This is a genomic window from Bradyrhizobium sp. USDA 3364 (assembly GCF_054056355.1).
In genome coordinates, this window is sequence record NZ_JBSRYG010000002.1 from 5,305,419 (window position 1) to 5,323,708 (window position 18,290).

General features: G+C 64.9%; 11 protein-coding genes. 6 read left to right on the forward strand and 5 right to left on the reverse strand.

All coding sequences use genetic code 11. The annotated features are described in order from the left end of the window. Positions 1 to 28 precede the first annotated feature (28 nt). Positions 29 to 3,331 carry a carboxyl transferase domain-containing protein gene (locus ACVILL_RS25085; protein WP_456731476.1) on the forward strand — a complete coding sequence of 1,101 codons (3,303 nt, stop codon included), beginning with the start codon at positions 29 to 31 and terminating at the stop codon, positions 3,329 to 3,331. A 199-nt stretch (positions 3,332 to 3,530) separates the two neighbouring features. Here ACVILL_RS25085 and ACVILL_RS25090 read toward each other — a convergent pair whose 3' ends face one another. Further along, on the reverse strand, positions 3,531 to 5,168 hold the full coding sequence (locus ACVILL_RS25090; RefSeq protein ID WP_456731477.1) for a flavin-containing monooxygenase: 1,638 nt from the start codon (positions 5,166 to 5,168) through the stop codon (positions 3,531 to 3,533). 232 nt (positions 5,169 to 5,400) lie between these two features. Here ACVILL_RS25090 and ACVILL_RS25095 point away from each other — a divergent pair, with 232 nt between their 5' ends. The 4 genes from ACVILL_RS25095 to ACVILL_RS25110 all read left to right on the forward strand — a co-directional run bounded on the left by ACVILL_RS25095 (position 5,401) and on the right by ACVILL_RS25110 (position 9,939). Continuing rightward, on the forward strand, positions 5,401 to 6,624 hold the full coding sequence (locus ACVILL_RS25095; protein ID WP_456731478.1) for a cytochrome P450: 1,224 nt from the start codon (positions 5,401 to 5,403) through the stop codon (positions 6,622 to 6,624). Positions 6,625 to 6,746: 122 nt separating this feature from the next. Continuing rightward, positions 6,747 to 8,348: a GMC family oxidoreductase gene (locus ACVILL_RS25100; RefSeq protein ID WP_456731479.1), complete on the forward strand. Its 1,602-nt coding sequence runs from the start codon at positions 6,747 to 6,749 to the stop codon at positions 8,346 to 8,348. A 17-nt stretch (positions 8,349 to 8,365) separates the two neighbouring features. Then, positions 8,366 to 8,815, forward strand: a complete 450-nt coding sequence (locus tag ACVILL_RS25105; RefSeq protein WP_456731480.1) for a hypothetical protein — start codon at positions 8,366 to 8,368, stop codon at positions 8,813 to 8,815. 80 nt (positions 8,816 to 8,895) lie between these two features. Beyond that, positions 8,896 to 9,939 (forward strand): S1C family serine protease, encoded by a 1,044-nt coding sequence (locus ACVILL_RS25110; RefSeq protein ID WP_456731481.1) that lies wholly within the window; start codon positions 8,896 to 8,898, stop codon positions 9,937 to 9,939. 255 nt (positions 9,940 to 10,194) lie between these two features. On the opposite strand, the gene ACVILL_RS25115 is transcribed toward ACVILL_RS25110, so the two are convergent. Further along, a complete protein-coding gene (locus ACVILL_RS25115; protein ID WP_456734357.1) occupies positions 10,195 to 11,571 on the reverse strand; it encodes a SagB/ThcOx family dehydrogenase in 1,377 nt (458 codons plus the stop codon). 93 nt (positions 11,572 to 11,664) lie between these two features. Beyond that, complete coding sequence (locus ACVILL_RS25120; RefSeq protein WP_456731482.1) at positions 11,665 to 13,911, reverse strand: TOMM precursor leader peptide-binding protein; 2,247 nt, start codon at positions 13,909 to 13,911, stop codon at positions 11,665 to 11,667. A gap of 962 nt (positions 13,912 to 14,873) precedes the next feature. On the opposite strand from ACVILL_RS25120, the gene ACVILL_RS25125 reads away from it, so the two are divergent. After that, on the forward strand, positions 14,874 to 15,743 hold the full coding sequence (locus ACVILL_RS25125; RefSeq protein WP_456731483.1) for a VOC family protein: 870 nt from the start codon (positions 14,874 to 14,876) through the stop codon (positions 15,741 to 15,743). Between the two features lie 433 nt (positions 15,744 to 16,176). Here the strand turns inward: ACVILL_RS25125 and ACVILL_RS25130 are convergent, their stop codons facing one another. Together ACVILL_RS25130 and ACVILL_RS25135 are read right to left on the reverse strand one after the other, a co-directional pair. Further along, entirely contained in the window at positions 16,177 to 16,956 is a 780-nt protein-coding gene (locus ACVILL_RS25130) for an alpha/beta fold hydrolase (protein ID WP_456731484.1), read from the reverse strand. Between the two features lie 3 nt (positions 16,957 to 16,959). Continuing rightward, on the reverse strand, positions 16,960 to 18,255 hold the full coding sequence (locus ACVILL_RS25135) for an O-acetylhomoserine aminocarboxypropyltransferase (RefSeq protein WP_456731485.1): 1,296 nt from the start codon (positions 18,253 to 18,255) through the stop codon (positions 16,960 to 16,962). Positions 18,256 to 18,290 lie beyond the last annotated feature (35 nt).

Below are 18,290 nucleotides of genomic sequence, written 5' to 3' on the forward strand. Positions count from 1 at the left end.
GGCGAGGTAAGCAACTCACGGAACCATCATGTCCTTCAAGAAATTGCTGATTGCCAACCGCGGTGAGATCGCGATCCGCATTGCCCGTGCCGCCAGCGAAAGCGGCCTTGCCACGGTCGCGATCTATCCGGCCGATGATGCCGCTTCGCTCCATGTCCGCTCGGCCGACGAGGCGCGCGAGGTCCCCGGTCGCGGCGCGCGGGCGTATCTCGACATCGAGGGGGTGATCGCGGCGGCCAAGGAAGCGGGCTGCGACGCGCTGCACCCGGGCTATGGCTTCCTCAGCGAGAACACCGGGCTCGCGCGGCGCTGCGCCGAGGAGAAGATCACATTCGTCGGGCCGTCGCCGGAGGCGCTCGATCTGTTCGGCGACAAGGCCAAGGCCAAGGCGCTGGCGAAAAAATGCGGCGTGCCGATCATCGCCGGCACTTCGGGCGCGACCTCGCTCGACGAGGCAAAGGCCTTCTTCGCCTCGCTCGGCGCCAATGCCGCCGTGATGATCAAGGCGATTGCCGGCGGCGGTGGCCGCGGCATGCGCGTGGTGGAGGAGGCGGCGAAACTCGATGAGGCCTATGCGCGCTGCCAGTCCGAGGCCAAGGCGGCGTTCGGCAGCGATGCGGTCTATGTCGAGCGCCTGATCCGCAAGGCGCGCCATATCGAGGTGCAGATCATCGGCGACCGCCACGGCGCGATCAGCCATCTCTGGGAGCGCGAATGCACCATCCAGCGCCGCAACCAGAAGCTCATCGAGGTGGCGCCGAGCCCATCGCTCAGTGAGAGCTTGCGTGCGCGCATCATCGAGGCGGCCAAGCAGCTCGCGACCGCCGCGCGCTATGACAATCTCGGCACGTTCGAATTCCTGGTCGATGACGAGGCCGGCGAGGGCGAGGGCGCGTTTGCCTTCATCGAGGCCAATCCGCGGCTTCAGGTCGAGCATACCGTCACCGAGGCGGTGCTTGGCATCGATCTCGTGCGATCGCAGCTCGCGGTCGCCGCCGGCGCCACGCTGGCTTCGCTTGGCCTCGCACAGGCCGCGGTGCCGCTGCCGCGCGGCTATGCGATGCAGCTCCGCGTCAACATGGAGGTGATGGACGAGAGGGGGATGACCAAGCCGACCGGCGGCACGCTCAGTGTGTTCGACCTGCCGTCCGGCCCCGGCGTCCGCGTCGATACGTTCGGCTATTCCGGCTACCGGACCAGCGCCGCCTTCGACTCGCTGCTGGCAAAGGTCATCGTGCATTCGCCGAGTTCGAAGTGGACCGATGTGGTGCACAAGGCGTCGCGCACCTTGCGCGAATTCCGGATCGGCGGCGTCGCCACCAACATCCCGTTCCTCGGCGCGATCCTGGCGCATCAGAGTTTTAGCCGGAACAAGATCAGCACTGGCTTCATCGACAGCCATGTCGCGGCGCTGGTCGGCGCCGCCAAGGATCTCGCCGCGCCGCTGGTCGAGGTGAACGAGACGGCCACGACCAAACCCGTCACCGCCGAAGCAGCCCCCGAAGGCTCGCTCCCGGTGCCGGCGCCGTTGCAGGGCACGATCGTGGCGATCGAGGTCGCGGAGGGCGATCTGGTCCGTCCCGGCCAGCAGATCGCGGTGCTGGAATCGATGAAGATGGAGCATCTCGTCACCGCACCACACGGCGGCCGGGTGACCAGGATCGCGGGCGGCATCGGCGTCACCCTGATGCATGGCGAGCCGATCCTGTTCCTGGAGCCCGCCGAGGTCGACGGCCATACCGCGGCGGAAGAGGCCGCGATCGATCTCAATCACATCCGCCCTGATCTCGCCGAGCTGATCGCGCGCAGGGCGATCACGCTGGATGAGAACCGCCCGGCCTCGGTCGAGCGGCGCCGCAAGACCAACCAGCGCACTGCGCGCGAGAACATTGCGCAGCTTGTCGATGAGGGTTCGTTCGTCGAATACGGCTCGCTCGCGATCGCCGCGCAACGCCGCCGCCGCAAGGTCGAGGACCTGATCAAGAACACGCCGGCCGACGGTCTCATCGCCGGCGTCGCCACCGTCAACGCGAAAGACTTCGGCCCCGACGGCGCGCGCTGCATGGTGATCTCCTACGACTACACCGTGCTCGCCGGCACCCAAGGCCACATGAACCACAAGAAGATCGACCGCATGCTCTCGCTGACCGAGCAGTGGCGGCTTCCGCTGGTGTTCTATGCCGAGGGTGGCGGCGGCCGACCCGGCGATACCGACCGGCTCGGCATGACCGGCCTCGACGGGCCGTCCTTCGTGCAGTTCGCAAAGCTCTCCGGTCTCGTGCCGGTGGTCGGCGTGGTCTCCGGCTATTGCTTCGCCGGCAACGCCGCGATGCTCGGCGTCTGCGACGTCATCATCGCGACTAAAAATGCCTCGATCGGCATGGGCGGTCCGGCGATGATCGAGGGCGGCGGGCTCGGCGTTTATCATCCGGCCGAGGTCGGCCCTGTCTCGTTCCAGTCGCCCAACGGCGTGATCGACATCCTGGTCGAGGACGAGGCTGAGGCGACGACGGTCGCGCAGAAATATTTGTCCTATTTCCAGGGCGCGGTTGCGGACTGGAAGGCGCCGGACCAGCGGCTGCTGCGCCGCGCGATCCCGGAGAATCGCCTTCGGGTCTATGACATCCGCAATGTGATCGACCTGATCGCTGACGAAGGCTCGGTGCTGGAGATCCGCAGGGATTTCGGCGTCGGCATGATCACCGCCTTCATCCGCATCGAAGGCAAGCCGTTCGGCCTGATCGCCAACAATCCAAAACATCTCGGCGGCGCGATCGATGCTGCGGCCGGCGACAAGGCTGCGCGCTTCATGCAGCTGTGCGACGCGTTCGACATCCCGATCGTCTCGCTGTGCGATACGCCGGGCTTCATGGTCGGCCCCGAGGCCGAGAAGACCGCGATCGTGCGCCACGTCGCGCGGATGTTCGTCACCGGCGCCAGCATCACGGTGCCGTTGTTCGGCGTCGTGCTGCGCAAGGGTTACGGCCTCGGCGCGCAATCGATGATCGGCGGCGGCTTCCATGCCTCGTTCTTCACGGTGGCGTGGCCGACCGGCGAATTCGGCGGCATGGGCCTGGAGGGCTATGTCCGGCTCGGCTTCCGCAAGGAGATGGAAGCGATCGAGGACCCCGTCGAGCGCGAGAAGTATTTCCAGACCAAGGTCGCCGAGCTCTACGCCAACGGCAAGGCCGTCTCGATTGCCTCGGTGCTGGAGATCGACGAGGTGATCGATCCCGCCGACACCAGGCACTGGATCATGGCCGGTCTCCGCTCGGTGCCGAAGGTAGAGCCGCGGACACACCGCAAGCGGCCGTGTATTGACGCGTGGTAGGGCTGCGTAGGGTATATAACTCGCGCAACAAGCTCGGTGTCGTCCCGGCGAAGGCCGGGACCCATAACCACAAATGCCGCTTGTTGCGCGATGCTGGAACGACCGATCCCATCATCAACTTCCGCCGCGGCGTATGGGTCCCGGCTTTCGCCGGGACGACGGCGGTGAATGGGGCGAGTGCCTCGCGTCACTGACACAGTCAGCCCAACCGCAACTCCACATACCCCTTCGCCGCCACCGCGTCGCATCTCTCACGATATGCCGGCGCGCTGCCGCTGTAGCGGGCGACGATGCGGGTCTGCTTGCCCTCGACGTTGCGGTTGATGCCGGTCATCCAGGAATCGACCTCGTTGGAGAGCAGGCCGACGCCGAGCGTCTTGACGTGATCGGTCCAGCCGGCGGTGCCTTCGGGCGTAGCGTCGAGGAAGGTCAGGCCTTTTTCCTGCGCGAAGCGGAGCAGGCCGGTGACCCAGTCGACGCTGTATTCGATGCTGCGCGGGATGTTGCCGAGCGCGGTGTGCGGGCCCATCAGCATCATCATGTTGGGGAAGCCGTCGACCATCAACCCGAGATAGGTCTCCGGGCCGTGCGTCCACTTCTCCTTCAGCCGCGCGCCACCGGCGCCACAGATATCGATCTTGTCGAAGCTGCCGGTGATGGCATCGAAGCCGGTGGCGTAGATGATGATGTCGAAGGCGTGGTCCTTATCGCTGGTGCGGATGCCCTCGGGCGTGATCCGCTCGATCGGCTTATCCTTGATGTCGACCAGCTCGACATTGTCGCGGTTGTAGACCTCGTAATAGAAGGTCTCGAGCGGCAACCGCCGGGTGCCAAAGCCGTGGTTCTTCGGGATCAGCTTCTCGGCCACCGCCTGGTCCTTGACGCGCGCGCGGATCTTGCGCGCGACGAAATCGCTGATCGTGGCATTCGCCGCGCGGTCGATCAGGATGTCCCTAAAATTGCCCTGCCAGATGCCGAAGCCGCGCTCGCCATAGAGCTTCTCGTAGAACGCCTCGCGCTCTTCGTTGCTCACCTCGAACGCGCCGCGCGGATCGGGCGTATGCACGAAGCAGGCGAAGGTCTCCTTGCAGCGCGCGAAAATCTCGGGATAGCCGGCCTTGATCTTGGCCTGGGTTTCGGAGTCGATCTTGCCGTTGTGCAGCGGCGCCGCCCAGTTGGCTGTGCGCTGGAACACGGTGAGGTGGCCGACCTCGCCGGCGATGGTCTGGATGGTCTGGATGCCGGTGGCGCCGGTGCCGATCACGGCGACGCGCTTGCCGGTGAAATCCACTTTCTCTTTCGGCCAGCGAGCGGTGTGAAACGATTGACCCCTGAAATCGTCGAGGCCCTCGACGCGCGGCAGGGTTGGGGTCGACAGCGGGCCGATCGCGGTGATCAGGAAGCGGCACGTATGCTGCGCGCCGCTCTCGAGCGTGATCTGCCAGCTCCGTGTCTCGTCCTGGTAGATCGCTGACGTGACGCGGCTCTCGAACTGGATGTCGCGGCGCAGATCGAACTTGTCGGCGACATAGTTGCAGTAGCGCAGGGTCTCGGGCTGGCCGGCGAAATGCTCCGACCATTCCCATTCCTCGAGCAGCTCCTTGGAAAACGAGTAGCCGTAGGAATAGCTTTCGGAATCAAAGCGCGCGCCGGGATACCGGTTCCAGTACCAGGTGCCGCCGACGCCGGTACCGGCCTCGAACACGCGCGCTGATAGGCCCAACTCGCGCAGCCGGTAGAGCTGGTACATGCCGGACAGGCCGGCGCCGATGATGATGACGTCGTAGTCCAGCGCAGCCGTCTGCGACGGGGCATGGTCCTGGCGCGATGCGGCCACCTGTCGTTGCTCCCTGATCGGTTTATTGCCGCAAGGCTAGCCGGTCCCGTTGCCGCCGACAAACATCGAAGAGCGGAGCAGCTATCGGGATTTGCCGGGTAGCCCGGCTGCGCGCATTCCGCACGGCGGACTGTCCGCCCCGTGGCTTTACTCGGCCGCGGGATTCCCTCTATCGTCGGCTTGACCCAACGATCGCCCGCCAAGCGGCGACGGAACCTGTGGGAGTGAAGCGATGGGAGAGGCGCGGCGCAGGCCGACGTCAACGGACGTCAGCAATCCCCGGCTTTATCAGGACGATATCTGGCGTCCGCTGTTCGCGCAGCTCCGTCGCGACGATCCCGTGCATTATTGCGAGGCATCGGCCTATGGCCCGTACTGGTCGGTGACGCGCTACGACGACATCTTTGCGGTCGAGCTCGATCACCAGAACTATTCGTCAGCCTCCGAGCTCGGCGGTATCCAGGTCGCTGACCAGCCGAAGGGGCAGGAGCGACCGAGCTTCATCCGCATGGACCCGCCCGGCCATACCGCGCAGCGCCGCACGGTGGCGCCGATCGTGGCGCCGTCGAACCTCGCCAATTTCGATGCCTTGATCCGTAAGCGCACCTCGACCGTGCTCGATGCGCTGCCGCGCAACGAGACTTTCGACTGGGCCGAGCGGGTCTCGGTCGACCTCACCAACATGATGCTGGCGACGCTGTTCGATTTCCCTTCGGAGGACCGCGCCAAGCTGACCTGGTGGTCGGATGTCGCGATCGCCAACGTCGAGTCATCAGACGCGGTGGTGCATTCCGAGGCCGAACGCACCGCCGAACTGGTCAGGATGGGAGAATATTTCCGCAAGCTATGGGACGCGCGGGTCGACGCGCCGCGGACCTTCGACCTGATCTCGATGCTGGCACATTCGGACGCGACGCGGAATCTGGAGCCGCGCGAGTTCATCGGCACGATCGGGCTCCTGATCGTCGGCGGCAACGACACCACGCGCAATTCGATGTCCGCCGGGCTGATGGCGCTGTGCGAGAATCCCGAGCAGTTCGAGCTGGTGCGCGGGCGGCCGGAGCTGATCCCGAACCTGGTGTCCGAGACCATCCGCTACCACACGCCGGTGCTGCACATGCGCCGCACCGCGCGCAACGATATCGAGCTCGCCGGGCGCCATATCAAGAAGGGCGACAAGGTCGTGATGTGGTACATCTCCGGCAACCGCGACGAGGACAAGATCGAGCGCCCCGACGAATTCATCATCGATCGCGCCAAGCCGCGTCAGCACCTGGCGTTCGGGGCCGGCATCCACCGCTGCGTCGGCGACCGCCTCGCCGAGCAGCAATTGCGCATCCTCTGGGAAGAGGTTCTGGCGCGTGATCTGCGTTTTGAGATCATGGGTCCGCCGCAAAGGCTCTATTCCAATTTCATCCGCGGTATACGAAGCTTGCCGGTGAGAATCGTCAATTAGGCCGCATCACCCCGTCATTGCGAGGAGCGAAGCGACGAAGCAATCCATCTCGCCGGGTGGGGACAGAATGGATTGCTTCGCTTCGCTCGCAATGACGGAAATAGAGACTCCAAGGAACAAGAATGAAGAACGATCCCGTTGACGTCCTGATCATCGGCGCCGGCGCCTCCGGCGCCGCGGTTGCCTGGAGCCTGGCCGACACCAAGATGCACATCCTCTGCCTCGATCAGGGCGGCTGGATGAATCCTGCCGAATATCCGAGCACCGGGCGCGATTGGGAGGCGAAGTTCTACGGCGAGTGGTCGTCGAGCCCCAATGTGCGACGCCGGCCCGAGGATTACCCGATCAATGACGACAATTCGCCGATCAAGGTGGTCAACTTCAACGCCGTCGGCGGCTCGACCGTGATGTACACCGCGCACTGGCCGCGGCTGCATCCCTCGGACTTCAAGGTGAAGACGCTCGACGGCGTCGCCGACGACTGGCCGATCGATTACGACGCGCTGACGCCGTTCTTCGAGGAGAACGATCGCATGATGGGCGTCTCGGGCCTGTCGGGCGATCCGCTGTCGCCGCTGTCGCATCCGCCGATGCCGCCGCAGCCGCTCGGGCTGTCAGGCCCGCTGCTCGGCAATGCCCTGAACAAGCTCGGCTGGCACTGGTGGCCGTCGGACACCACGGTCGCGACGATGGACTATGAGGGCAGGGCGCGCTGCATCAATCTCGGCCACTGCACGCCGGCCTGCGCGCAGGGCGCCAAGGCCTCGACCGACATCACCTATTGGCCGCACGCGATCCGCGCCGGCGTCGAGCTCAAGACCCATTGCCGGGTGCGCGAGATCCTGACCAATGAGCAGGGCATGGCGTCCGGCGTCGTCTATTACGACAAGGACGGCGTCGAGCAGTTCCAGCCGGCCGAGGTCGTCATCATCGCCTGCAACGGCGTCGGCACGCCGCGGCTGCTGCTCAATTCGGTGTCCGGAAAATTCCCGAACGGCCTCGCCAATTCGTCCGGCCTGGTCGGCAAGAATTTGATGTTCCATCCCTATGCGCAGATCTACGGCTTCGTGAAGGAGCCGACCGACAGCAACCGCGCGCCGCCGACCTGCCTGTGGAGCAAGGAGTTCTACGACACGGATCTGTCGCGCGGCTTCGTCCGCGGCTACGGCATCCAGTTCGGCCGCGGCGCCGGCCCGGTGTTCGAGGCGGTCGCGAGCGAGCAGAAGGGCATGCTGCCCTGGGGCAAGGAGCATCACCGCGTGTTCCGCAAGCTCAACGGTCATCGCCTGGCGGTATCGGCAATCTGCGAGGATCTGCCGGAGGAGCACAACCGCGTCACGCTCGATCCGGTCCTGAAGGACGGCCACGGCATTCCCGCGCCGAAGATCGACTACACGATCTCAGCCAACAGCCGGAAGATGATGGACCATGGGCTGGCGCGCGGCCGGGAGGTTCTGGAGGCCGCCGGCGCCACCGACATCTGCATCAACGATCCGATCCCGTGGGGCGGCTGGCATCTGCTCGGCACCGCGCGGATGGGCACCGATCCCGCGCGCTCCGTGGTCAACGAATGGGGCCGCTCGCACGACGTGAAGAACCTGTTCATCGTCGACGGCAGCATCTTCGTCACCTCGGGCGGCGTGAACCCGACCTCCACCATCCAGGCCCTCGCGCTCTACATCGCCGACCAGATGAAGCAGCGCCTCGCCAATCTGTTCGACTGAGAGCGCCAGAGACCGACATGTCCGATGTAAAAGAACTGACCACAGCCCAGCGCGCCGATCTCCGCATCGTCGCCGCGATGATCGTTCCCGCCAGTGACGAATACAAGGTGCCGGGTGCGGACGATGCGGCGATCCAGGCCGACATGCTGGCAACGCTCGGCCGCGACACCGCGCTGGTCGCGCAGGCGCTGGATCATCTGGCTGATCTTGCAGGCCAACCGCTGCCCGAGCTCGACGAGGCCAGGCGCGATGCGGTGGCGCAGGAGTTTCGCGCCCGCGGCGGCGCTGCTGCGGCCACGCTCGTCCGCGTGGTGCTGCAATGCTACTACCGCGACGATCGCGTGCTGCGCTCGCTCGGGCTCGAGCTGCGCGCGCCATTCCCGAAGGGCCACGTGCTGCCGGCCGGCGACTGGTCGCTGCTCGATCCGGTCAAAGCGCGCGGCGGAACGTTGCGGCGGGCGACCTAGCCAGCCGGGCAGGGGCCAGGCGTAACCACTTGCGGCGGCGGGAGCCGGTCACCATCTGAGGAGACCAAAGGACTCTCGCCATGCTGGATTTTACCTCAGATACCGCCGGTGACACGCCGTCACCGCGAACGGATGATGCTGCCCAAGTCGATGCCCCGGTCGATGGCCAAGTCGACGACCGGGCTCTGCTGGATGCCTATTCCAATGCCGTGATCGACGTCACCGACCGCGTCGGCCCCGCCGTGGTCCGCGTCGAGACCGGGCCGAAGGTCCGCAATGCGCGCGAGCGTGGCGGGCTCGGCTCGGGCATCGTGATCTCGCCCGACGGGTTCGTCTTGACCAACAGCCATGTGGTCGGATCGTCGAAGGAGATCCGGCTGCGCGACACCGAGGGCTTCGTCACCGACGCGCATGTGCTCGGCGTCGATCCCGACACCGATCTCGCGCTGCTGCGCGCCGATGGCGCGCGCGATCTGCCTTACGCCTCGCTCGGCAACTCCAAGACGCTGCGGCGCGGCCAGCTCGTGGTCGCGATCGGCAATCCGCTCGGCTTCGAATCGACGGTCACCGCCGGCGTGGTGTCGGCGCTCGGGCGCTCGATCCGCTCGGTCAGCGGGCGGACCATCGAGGACGTGATCCAGACCGATGCCGCGCTCAACCCCGGCAATTCCGGCGGGCCGCTGGTGTCGTCGAAGGGCGAGGTGATCGGGATCAACACCGCGATCATCAACGGCGCGCAGGGCATCTGTTTTGCGGTCGCCAGCAACACCGCGCAGTTCGTGCTGTCGGAGATCATCCGCCACGGCTATGTCCGCCGCGCCTATATCGGCGTGGCCGGCCAGACCGCGCCGGTGCCGCGGCGGCATGCGGTGCTCGCCGGCGTCGAGAACAAGATGGGTGCATTGCTGATGCAGATCGAGCCGGACAGTCCGGCTGCGCGGGCGAGCCTGTTGCCGGGCGACGTCGTGATCCGGCTCGACGGCATCGAGATCAACGGCGTCGACGACCTGATCCGCGCGCTCGATCACAGCCGGATCGACCGCACGCTGTCGATGGACGTGCTCCGCCTCGGCCGCCTGCGCGCGATCGACATCCACCCGATCGAGCGCAAGCCTGCGAAGTAGTGAGGGGCACGCGCTGATATCAGACCCTCATGGTGAGGAGCCGCGCAGCGGCGTCTCGAACCATGAGGCCTTGACTGTGGCCTCATCCTTCGAGACGCGCGTTCCGCGCTCCTCAGGATAGGGGTGAGCGTTGAGCGCGAGGATATTACCGTAGCGCCGCCAGCAGCCGCGTGGAAATTCTCTCCGACCGCCTGCGTGGTCGTGCTCGTAACGTTCTTGGCTACGCGATCCGTATGGACCGACTGGGCTGGCCCTCTAGCTTGCGGCCAGCGGTGTCTTGCCGCGTCCGAGTGCAAATTGACCGACCGCACTCTCGACATGAAATTCGAGCCCGGTGATTTTCGCAAACAGATCGATGTTGGTCGTGCCGATGGCGCAGCCGCCAAGGCCCATATCGGTCGCCGCCAGATAGAATGTCTGGATCATGATGCCGACATCCTTCAGGATCAGCGAATATGCGATTGAGCTGTATTTCCAGGACACCCGCCCAAACCGCGCGGCGATCGTGATCAGGACCTGCGGCGGGCCGGGCGCGTCCATGGCAAACTCGGCCGCCGTCGAGAGCGCCTGGAGCTGCTGGGCGGAAGCGCCGATCGCGACCAGTGCGTGACCACCCGCATCGTAGTGGTAAAATCCGCGCGCAAGCCCCGCGCAGTTCGAGACCGCCAGGTACAATTCCAGTTCGTAAGCGCTGCCCGCCGACGGATAAGGTCTTGCGCTGTAGGTGACTTCAGGACCACCGTCAAAATTCGCGCCGTTCTTCCATTCCGACAGCACGCGGGCGGTGGTGTCGAGAAACTGTGCGAGTTCGGCGAGCGTGACCGGGTGCTGGTCGTCGAAATCCCGTATCGAATGGCGTTCACGCAACAGCTTCGCGAAGGGCGAGATCGGCTCCGGCGTGGAGAGCTTGGCGAGGGCGATCTTCTCGCCTGGCCAACGCGGACGTATCGCAGGCAGCGGTGGAACGACGCCCGCATGGGTGAACGCGCCGCCAACTGGATCGGTATGCCGGCCCTCCGTGCTCCGCGTGTGAAACATCAGATCGTGGAAATCCCAGAGAACGAGATTGCCGTCGCCCTCATTCACCCGAAGGCCGTCGCCGTCTTTCGCATTGAGCTTGATCAGCATCTGGCTGTCGAGCAGCAATCCGAGCAGATCGAGGTTCAAGGAGGTCGCGTGGCGGCGAAGCTTGCTGATCTTCCGGGGCTGCGACAGCGCCGCGAGGGTGGCAGCGATGGCCGGGTCGCAAATCCGGAACAGTGCCCCGGCGCGCGGCGATTCCAGTACCATCTCGTTGCCGCGCCGGCGCAGATAGGCGAAGCGCGACAACACGATGATATCACCGTTCCCCAGCTTTGCAGGTTGCGGCCAGTATTCGGCGACCTGCGGCTCGATGACCACCAGGTCCTGCTCTTCGCGCGGAGAGGCGAGGCGATATTCGAGAAGCCCGTGCCGCGCCAGTCGCAGCACCAGGGCATGAACCTGCCTCGCGAGGGCGCTTTTGCCGGCAAAGGAGGCGAGCGGCAGGCCGGAGGCGAGATGTCCCGCACGGTCGATCGCCGCCGTGCTGAATTGTCCTAGGTTGACCGTATAGTGGCCGAGGGCAGCGGCGATGCTTCCGTCCGCCTGCATGTGAAGGGAAAACCGACCGTTCAATCGGGCGGCGATGACTGTTGCGATCTTCCTGGTCGGCTTTTTCCGGAACACGCGCACGGAGGCCAACCTTCAGGTGTGTGGGAGGAACGGAGTGAGTTCGCTTTCCAGTCGTGGGCGGTCCAATAATCCAAGCTTCACCGGAACATCGTAAAGCCGGCCGGGCGCGAAGCGGCGATAGAAATGCCGCAAGCCCGGAACGAGCACCCGGACGACGGGGACTTCGACGTCGGGCCGCGTCTGGTCGAGCACGAGGAAATCATGTCCGGCACCGGTGGCAATCTCGATGCAGGCATTGACCTGGTCGCTCGTATTGTCGTGAACCTTGAGGCCCGGTGCCGGCGGGACGATCGGATTGTCGCTGGGGATCAGGAAGGGATAATCGTCAAGTCGCAGCGACGTAACGCCGTCGAGCGTCGGCTTCTCGCCGCTTCCGCCGCCCATCATGCCAATCGACATGAACTGGGTCAGCTCCGTGAGGGAACGCAGCAGGGCTATGCGGCGATCGAAATGCGAGCCGGAGCCGAACTCGATATTTTCGTGCCCGTTCTGCATCCAGTGCGTGATCGCCACGTAGGAGGGAATGCCGAGATCGCTGGTGATGTCCAGCACCCAAAGCCTGCGCCCCGCATCGGCAAGCTGGGCTTGCAGATCGCGCACATAGGAATCGTCGAATTGCGTGAGGTCGACCTCGGCGCGCTGCAGCCGATTGTACCACCAGATGGCGTAGGCATCGCGTTCGACCAGTTCGAGGAAGCCTTGAACGATGGCTTCCTCACGGGTGTTGCCGGCCGCGCATCCGTTGGAATCCGTGTGGAAGCCGCCATAGAAAAAATAAAGCAGGCCGGTCGGAAGATATTTGAAGCGCTTGTCGCGTAACGACCAGACCGGCGACCACTCGGTTTTTGTCGAGGGATCGAACGGCTCGGGGACCGGGTGTGAATCGTCCGGCTGCGGGGCATGCCTGTTCTGAAACTGCGTGTCGCTGAAAAGCTGGACGTCGTTGGGAAGAAGAGCGTCACCGGGAGCGAAATCGGCAAAGCGGCGGTTCGTCCTGATCTCGTCACCCTGGAAAATGCCCGAATAGCGCTCGATCGCCTCCATCAGCGCGCTGGCCTCGCCCTGCTCGGCTGTGGAACCCTTGCCGAAGCTGCCGCCGCTCAGTCCGGATCTGAGCTGATCAACGTTCCAGGCCGGCGCGGAGAAATTGTGGTAGGCGAAAAAATTCGTATTCATCGGCAGATCGGCCTCGATCCGCTCGAGCCGCGAAACGACGCCGGTCAGCGGACTGACGTGTTTGCGGAACCGCGCGACGGTGGTTCGCGACGTCACGGTGCGGTATCCGCCGCTGGTGGCTATGAGCTTTCTGCCCTCGGCAAGCTCGATCGGGGTTGCGGCCCGGCGCGCGCTCTGCAGCTTCTTGCTGCCGCAAGTCGGACATTGCGGGCGTTTCGCGACATAGTGCTTGGCGATGACGGCACCAGTCAGGTCGAAGCTTGCAATGTGATCGCGCAGGTCGGTGCGAAAACCCGAGGCAATCGCCTTCGTGATCTCCAAGGCGGCGAAGTGAACTGCGGTCTGTCCAACGGTGTCGTGGACCAGGGGCGATACGGCGACCGCTTGCGCCGGTCCGCGGTCGAGAAATCCCTTGATCTCCCGATTGCGTATCATGCGATCGAACAGGCAGGTCCAGCAGGCGCTCTCGCCCGGCTTGAACACAGGTCCCACCAGCGGAATCACGCCGGACGGCTGCACCAGGAGCCACGGCGTCCCATCGGCGACGCGCACCCCGTTCAGCTCGGCGAGCCCTCGATCGAGATAGTCGTTCACCAGCGTGATGATGAGCCTCGGCGACCGCTTGGCGATCTGAACGCCAAGCTTGCTCAAGGCCGTGCTCAGTTCTCTGGCGCCTTTGACATCGATCGATTCCACCCGCACGGGACAATTGCGGAGATTCTGTTCCGCCACCTCGGGCGGCAGGCCAAGGCTCGCCCAATATCCATCAACGGCGCCTGCGAACGCGTGCGATGCTCCACCAACGACGTATTGGCGCTCCAACAGCCGCCTGATCGCTTCCTCGATCTTGTCGGCGGGAAAACTCTTTGAAAGCTGGCGAACGATCTCTGGCGCAGCCTTTCCATTTTTTCCGATCGCAGCGGCGACCGCACAATACAGTTCGCCGTGCAGGAAGAACTTGCGATTCTCCGAATAGAGACAGACCACATTGGGAGGAATGACATAGGCGGTGAAGTTCGGCGCGAAGCGCAAGACGCCCTTGCGGGTCTGCCTCGCGGCGCGGCTCTTGCGATTGACTGTCATCGGGTCAGCACGCCGATCCTGTTCCTGTCACTGCCGGTTGCCGGCGCACGACAAACCGCTGCCCCGCCCAACTTGTGCGCCGAGCTCGACCATTCTTCGAATAAGTTGGATCACACTCGCCCGCCATCGGCAAGCTGACCGGCCAGGCGCGCCGAACGTTGCAACGAAAGCAAGAAAATGGCCGGGTCGTTCGCGGGCCCGGCCGATGAAATCGCGACGTGTCGATACATAGTCAGGGAGCGCTGCGTCCTAGCACCAGCGGCAGCGGCCCCACGATGCACAGCACCCTGCGCATGACACCAATGGCACGCCTACCCCGATCCAACCAACGCCGCAGCCGCCACATCCACCGCAACCGACACCGCAGCGGCAGCCTCTGCACGCTCTGCAGCCGCCGCAACCTCTGCAGCCTCCGCAACCTCTGGCACCTCCGCAGCCATGACAACCACCGCATCCCCGCGCGAGCAGCACACCGCCCGCGGCGCTTCCATGATCGATGAGATTGAGATGGAAGGTGGCGAGGTTGACGTCGGCGAGTTCTTCCTCGCTGAGCGCGGTCACCTGGCCGGGCGCGAAGCTCGGCCTGTGTTGAACGTCACCGGTCGGTACAGCCGAAGCCGACGCACTTCCCGCCAGCGAAAAGGTTAGACCGGCTACTCCCAGCGCCGGCATCGCGGCTTTGGTCATTCGCTTCTTTTTCGAAGCTTGCTTCGCCCGCTGCATGGCCGCATCCTCCGATGTTGGAAGAACGATCTCCGTAAGCCGTGATCCTACGCCGAGCGAACAAGGCAGGCAAGATTTGGGGGTACGCGAAATGTAATGGGGCTGGGTTGCATTCATCTTCATGAACAATATCGCTACAATTTCATCGAAGGCGCCGAATATCCGCGCCCGTGAGCGGATTGCGACGGGCGGTTTGATGCAGTGCGCAATTGCCGGCCCGCTTGAACAGGGAAATTAGCTTGGTCGATCAGCCCGGACGCTTCGCCTGGTATGAACTCCTGACGACGGACATGCGGGCGGCAGCTGCCTTCTATGGCAAGGTGGTCGGCTGGGCGACGAAAGATGCGTCAACGCCGGAGCTGGCCTATACGGTGCTTGCTGCAGACGACACGCCGGTGGTTGGTCTCATGGAGCTCCCCGAAGAGGGGCTGCGATTGGGTGCAACGCCGAGATGGGTCGGCTATGTCGCCGTCGATGACATGGATGCCAAGGCCGCGCAGATCCGCCGTCTTGGCGGCGCCGTCCTGGTATCGCCGACCGACAGCAATATCGGCCGAATTTCAGTGGTCGCCGATCCGCAAGGAGCGACGTTTGCGCTGGTCACGGGACTGAAATATGGCCCACCGCAACCCGGCGGATTGGACGAGCCCGGGCGCGTGGGCTGGCACGAGTTGCTGGCCGAAGACCGGAACAGGATCTTTGCATTTTACGGCGAGCTTCTTGGCTGGCAGAAGGCCCATGCTGGAGTCGATCCGGCAGACGTGTATGAATTGTTTTCGGCGGCCGGACAGACGATCGGCGGCATGCTCACCAAGCTTCCGAGCGTGTCGCAGCCCTGTTGGCTCTACTACTTCAATGTCGACGACATCGGCACGGCCGCCAAGCGCGTTCATGCCGGCGGAGGCCGGGTCCTCCAGGGTCCGATCGAGTTGCCCGATGGTTGCTGGATCGTTCGATGTGCCGATCCCCAGGGCGCCCTGTTTGCGTTGCAGGGCACTTGGGATCAGACCCGCACCGAACGCCCCTCCACCTCGGAAGTCGGCTGGTCTGCCAGGTGGGGTGGCATTGCTTCAAAGGGCAGGATGGTGCTCCACAAGACGAAGCGCTAGGCCGAAGCATTTGCTGCTTGCGGCCTGAAGGCGGGACAGGCGGAATGGGTACGCGCCGATACCGCGTTTGAGGCAGATATCCGATCGGCCTTGCAGTGGCATGGTGGGTGAGAAATTTTCGGCCGCAATCACGACGGAAGCATGCGCTGCTGCGGTGGCGCCGGGGCGTTCGTGGGATTTCGGAATAATAGAAGATATCGCCGATTTGCCCGACATGTCAAGTTAAGTTGCTTGTCCAAGCGCCGGCGGCCGCTCTGCTCCTTTGCATGGGGTTGTTTTCGATATTTGGGAGGCGCTCACCTTCGGACGCAGACGTCTCGTCCGGCGCGGACTTGCGAATAGTCGATGCTCAGCATCGGCGTTCTTCAAAAACGGCGGCCGAAGGCCGCCTTTGGCGACCTTCTCCCACAAGGGAGAGGAGCCTGAGGCTCCGCTACCGCAGCGCCGCCAGCAGTTCGTCGGGCTGCTCGACCATCATCATGTGGCCGGCGCCCGCGAGCACCACGGTCCGCGCATTCGGCGTCGCGGCGGCGAGCGCCTTGCCGGCCTTGGCCGGGGTCATCATGTCGCGCTCGCCGAGGATGAAGGTCGCGGGCACCTTGACCGCGGCAGCCGCCGTCAGCGCGTTCTGGTAGGCGTTGCAGGCGCTGAGGTCGTTGTAGAGCACGCCGGGCTTTGCCTCCTGCAGCACCCGCTGCGCGCCCTGGTGCATCCATAGTCCCGGCGCGAGGCTGCCGCCGAGCTCGGCCTTGAAGCCGAGGCCCCAGATCGAGACCATGTCGATGGCTGCGACGTCATTGGCTTCGGCGGCCTTCAGCAGATCGGGGCCGACCGTCATGGTCGCGGCGGTGCCGATCAGCGCGAGGCCGGAGACCTTGTCGGGATGCCGCGCCGAGGTCTCGATCGCGATCAGCGAGCCCATTGAGTGGCCGATCAGCCGGGCCTTCGATGCGCCGGCCGCCGTGATCAGCGCGGCGATCCAGTCGGCCATCTCGGCGATCGTCTTCAGCGGCTTGCCGGCGGAGCGGCCATGGCCGGGCAGGTCGGGCGCCAGCACCGAATAGCCGTGATGCGCGAACCAGCGGCTGTGCAGCGCCCAGGTCGAAGAGTCGAAGCCGGCGCCGTGGATCATCACGACGGCCGGCAGCGACGCATCGAACGGCTTGCCGCCGGTTGCGATGAAGGTGTCAGCGCCGTTCACTGAAAGCTGCATGGCTCAGGTCCTTTGCGAGGCGCGCAGCGCCTGGCCGAGATCGTCGATGATATCCTGTGCGGTTTCGATGCCGACCGACAGCCGCACCAGCTCCTCGCCAATGCCGGCGGCCTTGAGCTGCTCGGCGTCCATCTGCTGGTGCGTGGTGCTGGCGGGGTGGATCACCAGCGTCTTGGCGTCGCCGACATTGGCGAGATGGCTGATCAGCTTCAACGACTCGATGAACTTCTTGCCGGCGGCGCGGCCGCCCTTGATGCCGAAGCTGATGATCGAGCCGGCGCCGCGCGGCAGCAGCTTCTTCGCCAGCGCGTGATCCGGATGGCTCTCCAGCGACGGATGCAGCACCCAGTCGACCGCCTTGTTCGCGGCGAGGGCGGCCAGCACCGCGTGGGTGTTGCTGACATGGCGGTCCATGCGGACGCCGAGCGTCTCGATGCCCTGCAACAGCTGGAAGGCGTTGGTCGGCGACAGGCAGGCGCCGAAATCGCGCAGGCCCTCGGTGCGGGCGCGCATGACGAAGGCCGCCTTGCCGAACTGTTCGTCGAAGACGATGCCGTGATAGCCGGCATAGGGCTCGGTGAGCTGCGGGAATTTGCCGGAGGCGCGCCAGTCGAACCGGCCGCCGTCGACGATGACGCCGCCGATCGCAATCCCGTGGCCGCCCATCCATTTGGTCGCCGAGTTCATCGTGATGTCGGCGCCGAGCTCGATCGGCTGGCTGAGATAGGGCGTCGCGAAAGTGTTGTCGATCAACAGCGGAATCTTCGCATCATGCGCGATCTGCGCGACTGCGGGGATATCCAGCACCTCGAGGCCGGGATTGCCGATGGTCTCGCCGATCACGAGCCGCGTGTTCGGCTTGATCGCTGCACGGAATTCGTCCAGCGCGCGCGGCTTCACGAAGGTTGTGGTGATGCCGAAGCGCGGCAGCGTGTGCGCGAGCAAATTGATGGTGCCGCCATAGAGCGAGGCGGAGGCGACGATGTGGTCGCCGGCGTTGAGCAGGGTTGCGATCGCAAGATGCATCGCGGCCATGCCGCTGGCGGTGCAGATCGCGCCGACGCCGCATTCGAGCGCCGCGATGCGCTCCTCCAGCACCGCCGTCGTCGGGTTGGAGATGCGGGTGTAGATGTGGCCGGCGCGTTCCAGGTTGAACAGCGCCGCGGCGTGGTCGGCATCCTGGAACACGTAGGACGTGGTCTGGTAGATCGGAACCGCGCGCGCGCCGGTCGCGGGATCGGGGCGCTGGCCGGCATGCAGGCTCAGGGTTTCGAAGGCAGGCGGCTTGGGTGCGGGCATGCGAAACTCGTCGGATCAGTCGATGGAAGGAATGT

What these genes read in the sequence shown, in the direction of transcription:
- ACVILL_RS25085 (WP_456731476.1), top strand. Translation starts at nt 29, where the DNA reads ATGTCCTTCAAGAAATTGCTGATTGCCAACCGCGGTGAGATCGCGATC.
- ACVILL_RS25095 (WP_456731478.1), top strand. Translation starts at nt 5,401, where the DNA reads ATGGGAGAGGCGCGGCGCAGGCCGACGTCAACGGACGTCAGCAATCCC.
- ACVILL_RS25100 (WP_456731479.1), top strand. Translation starts at nt 6,747, where the DNA reads ATGAAGAACGATCCCGTTGACGTCCTGATCATCGGCGCCGGCGCCTCC.
- ACVILL_RS25105 (WP_456731480.1), top strand. Translation starts at nt 8,366, where the DNA reads ATGTCCGATGTAAAAGAACTGACCACAGCCCAGCGCGCCGATCTCCGC.
- ACVILL_RS25110 (WP_456731481.1), top strand. Translation starts at nt 8,896, where the DNA reads ATGCTGGATTTTACCTCAGATACCGCCGGTGACACGCCGTCACCGCGA.
- ACVILL_RS25115 (WP_456734357.1), bottom strand. Translation starts at nt 11,571, where the DNA reads ATGCAGGCGGACGGAAGCATCGCCGCTGCCCTCGGCCACTATACGGTC.
- ACVILL_RS25120 (WP_456731482.1), bottom strand. Translation starts at nt 13,911, where the DNA reads ATGACAGTCAATCGCAAGAGCCGCGCCGCGAGGCAGACCCGCAAGGGC.
- ACVILL_RS25130 (WP_456731484.1), bottom strand. Translation starts at nt 16,956, where the DNA reads ATGCAGCTTTCAGTGAACGGCGCTGACACCTTCATCGCAACCGGCGGC.
- ACVILL_RS25135 (WP_456731485.1), bottom strand. Translation starts at nt 18,255, where the DNA reads ATGCCCGCACCCAAGCCGCCTGCCTTCGAAACCCTGAGCCTGCATGCC.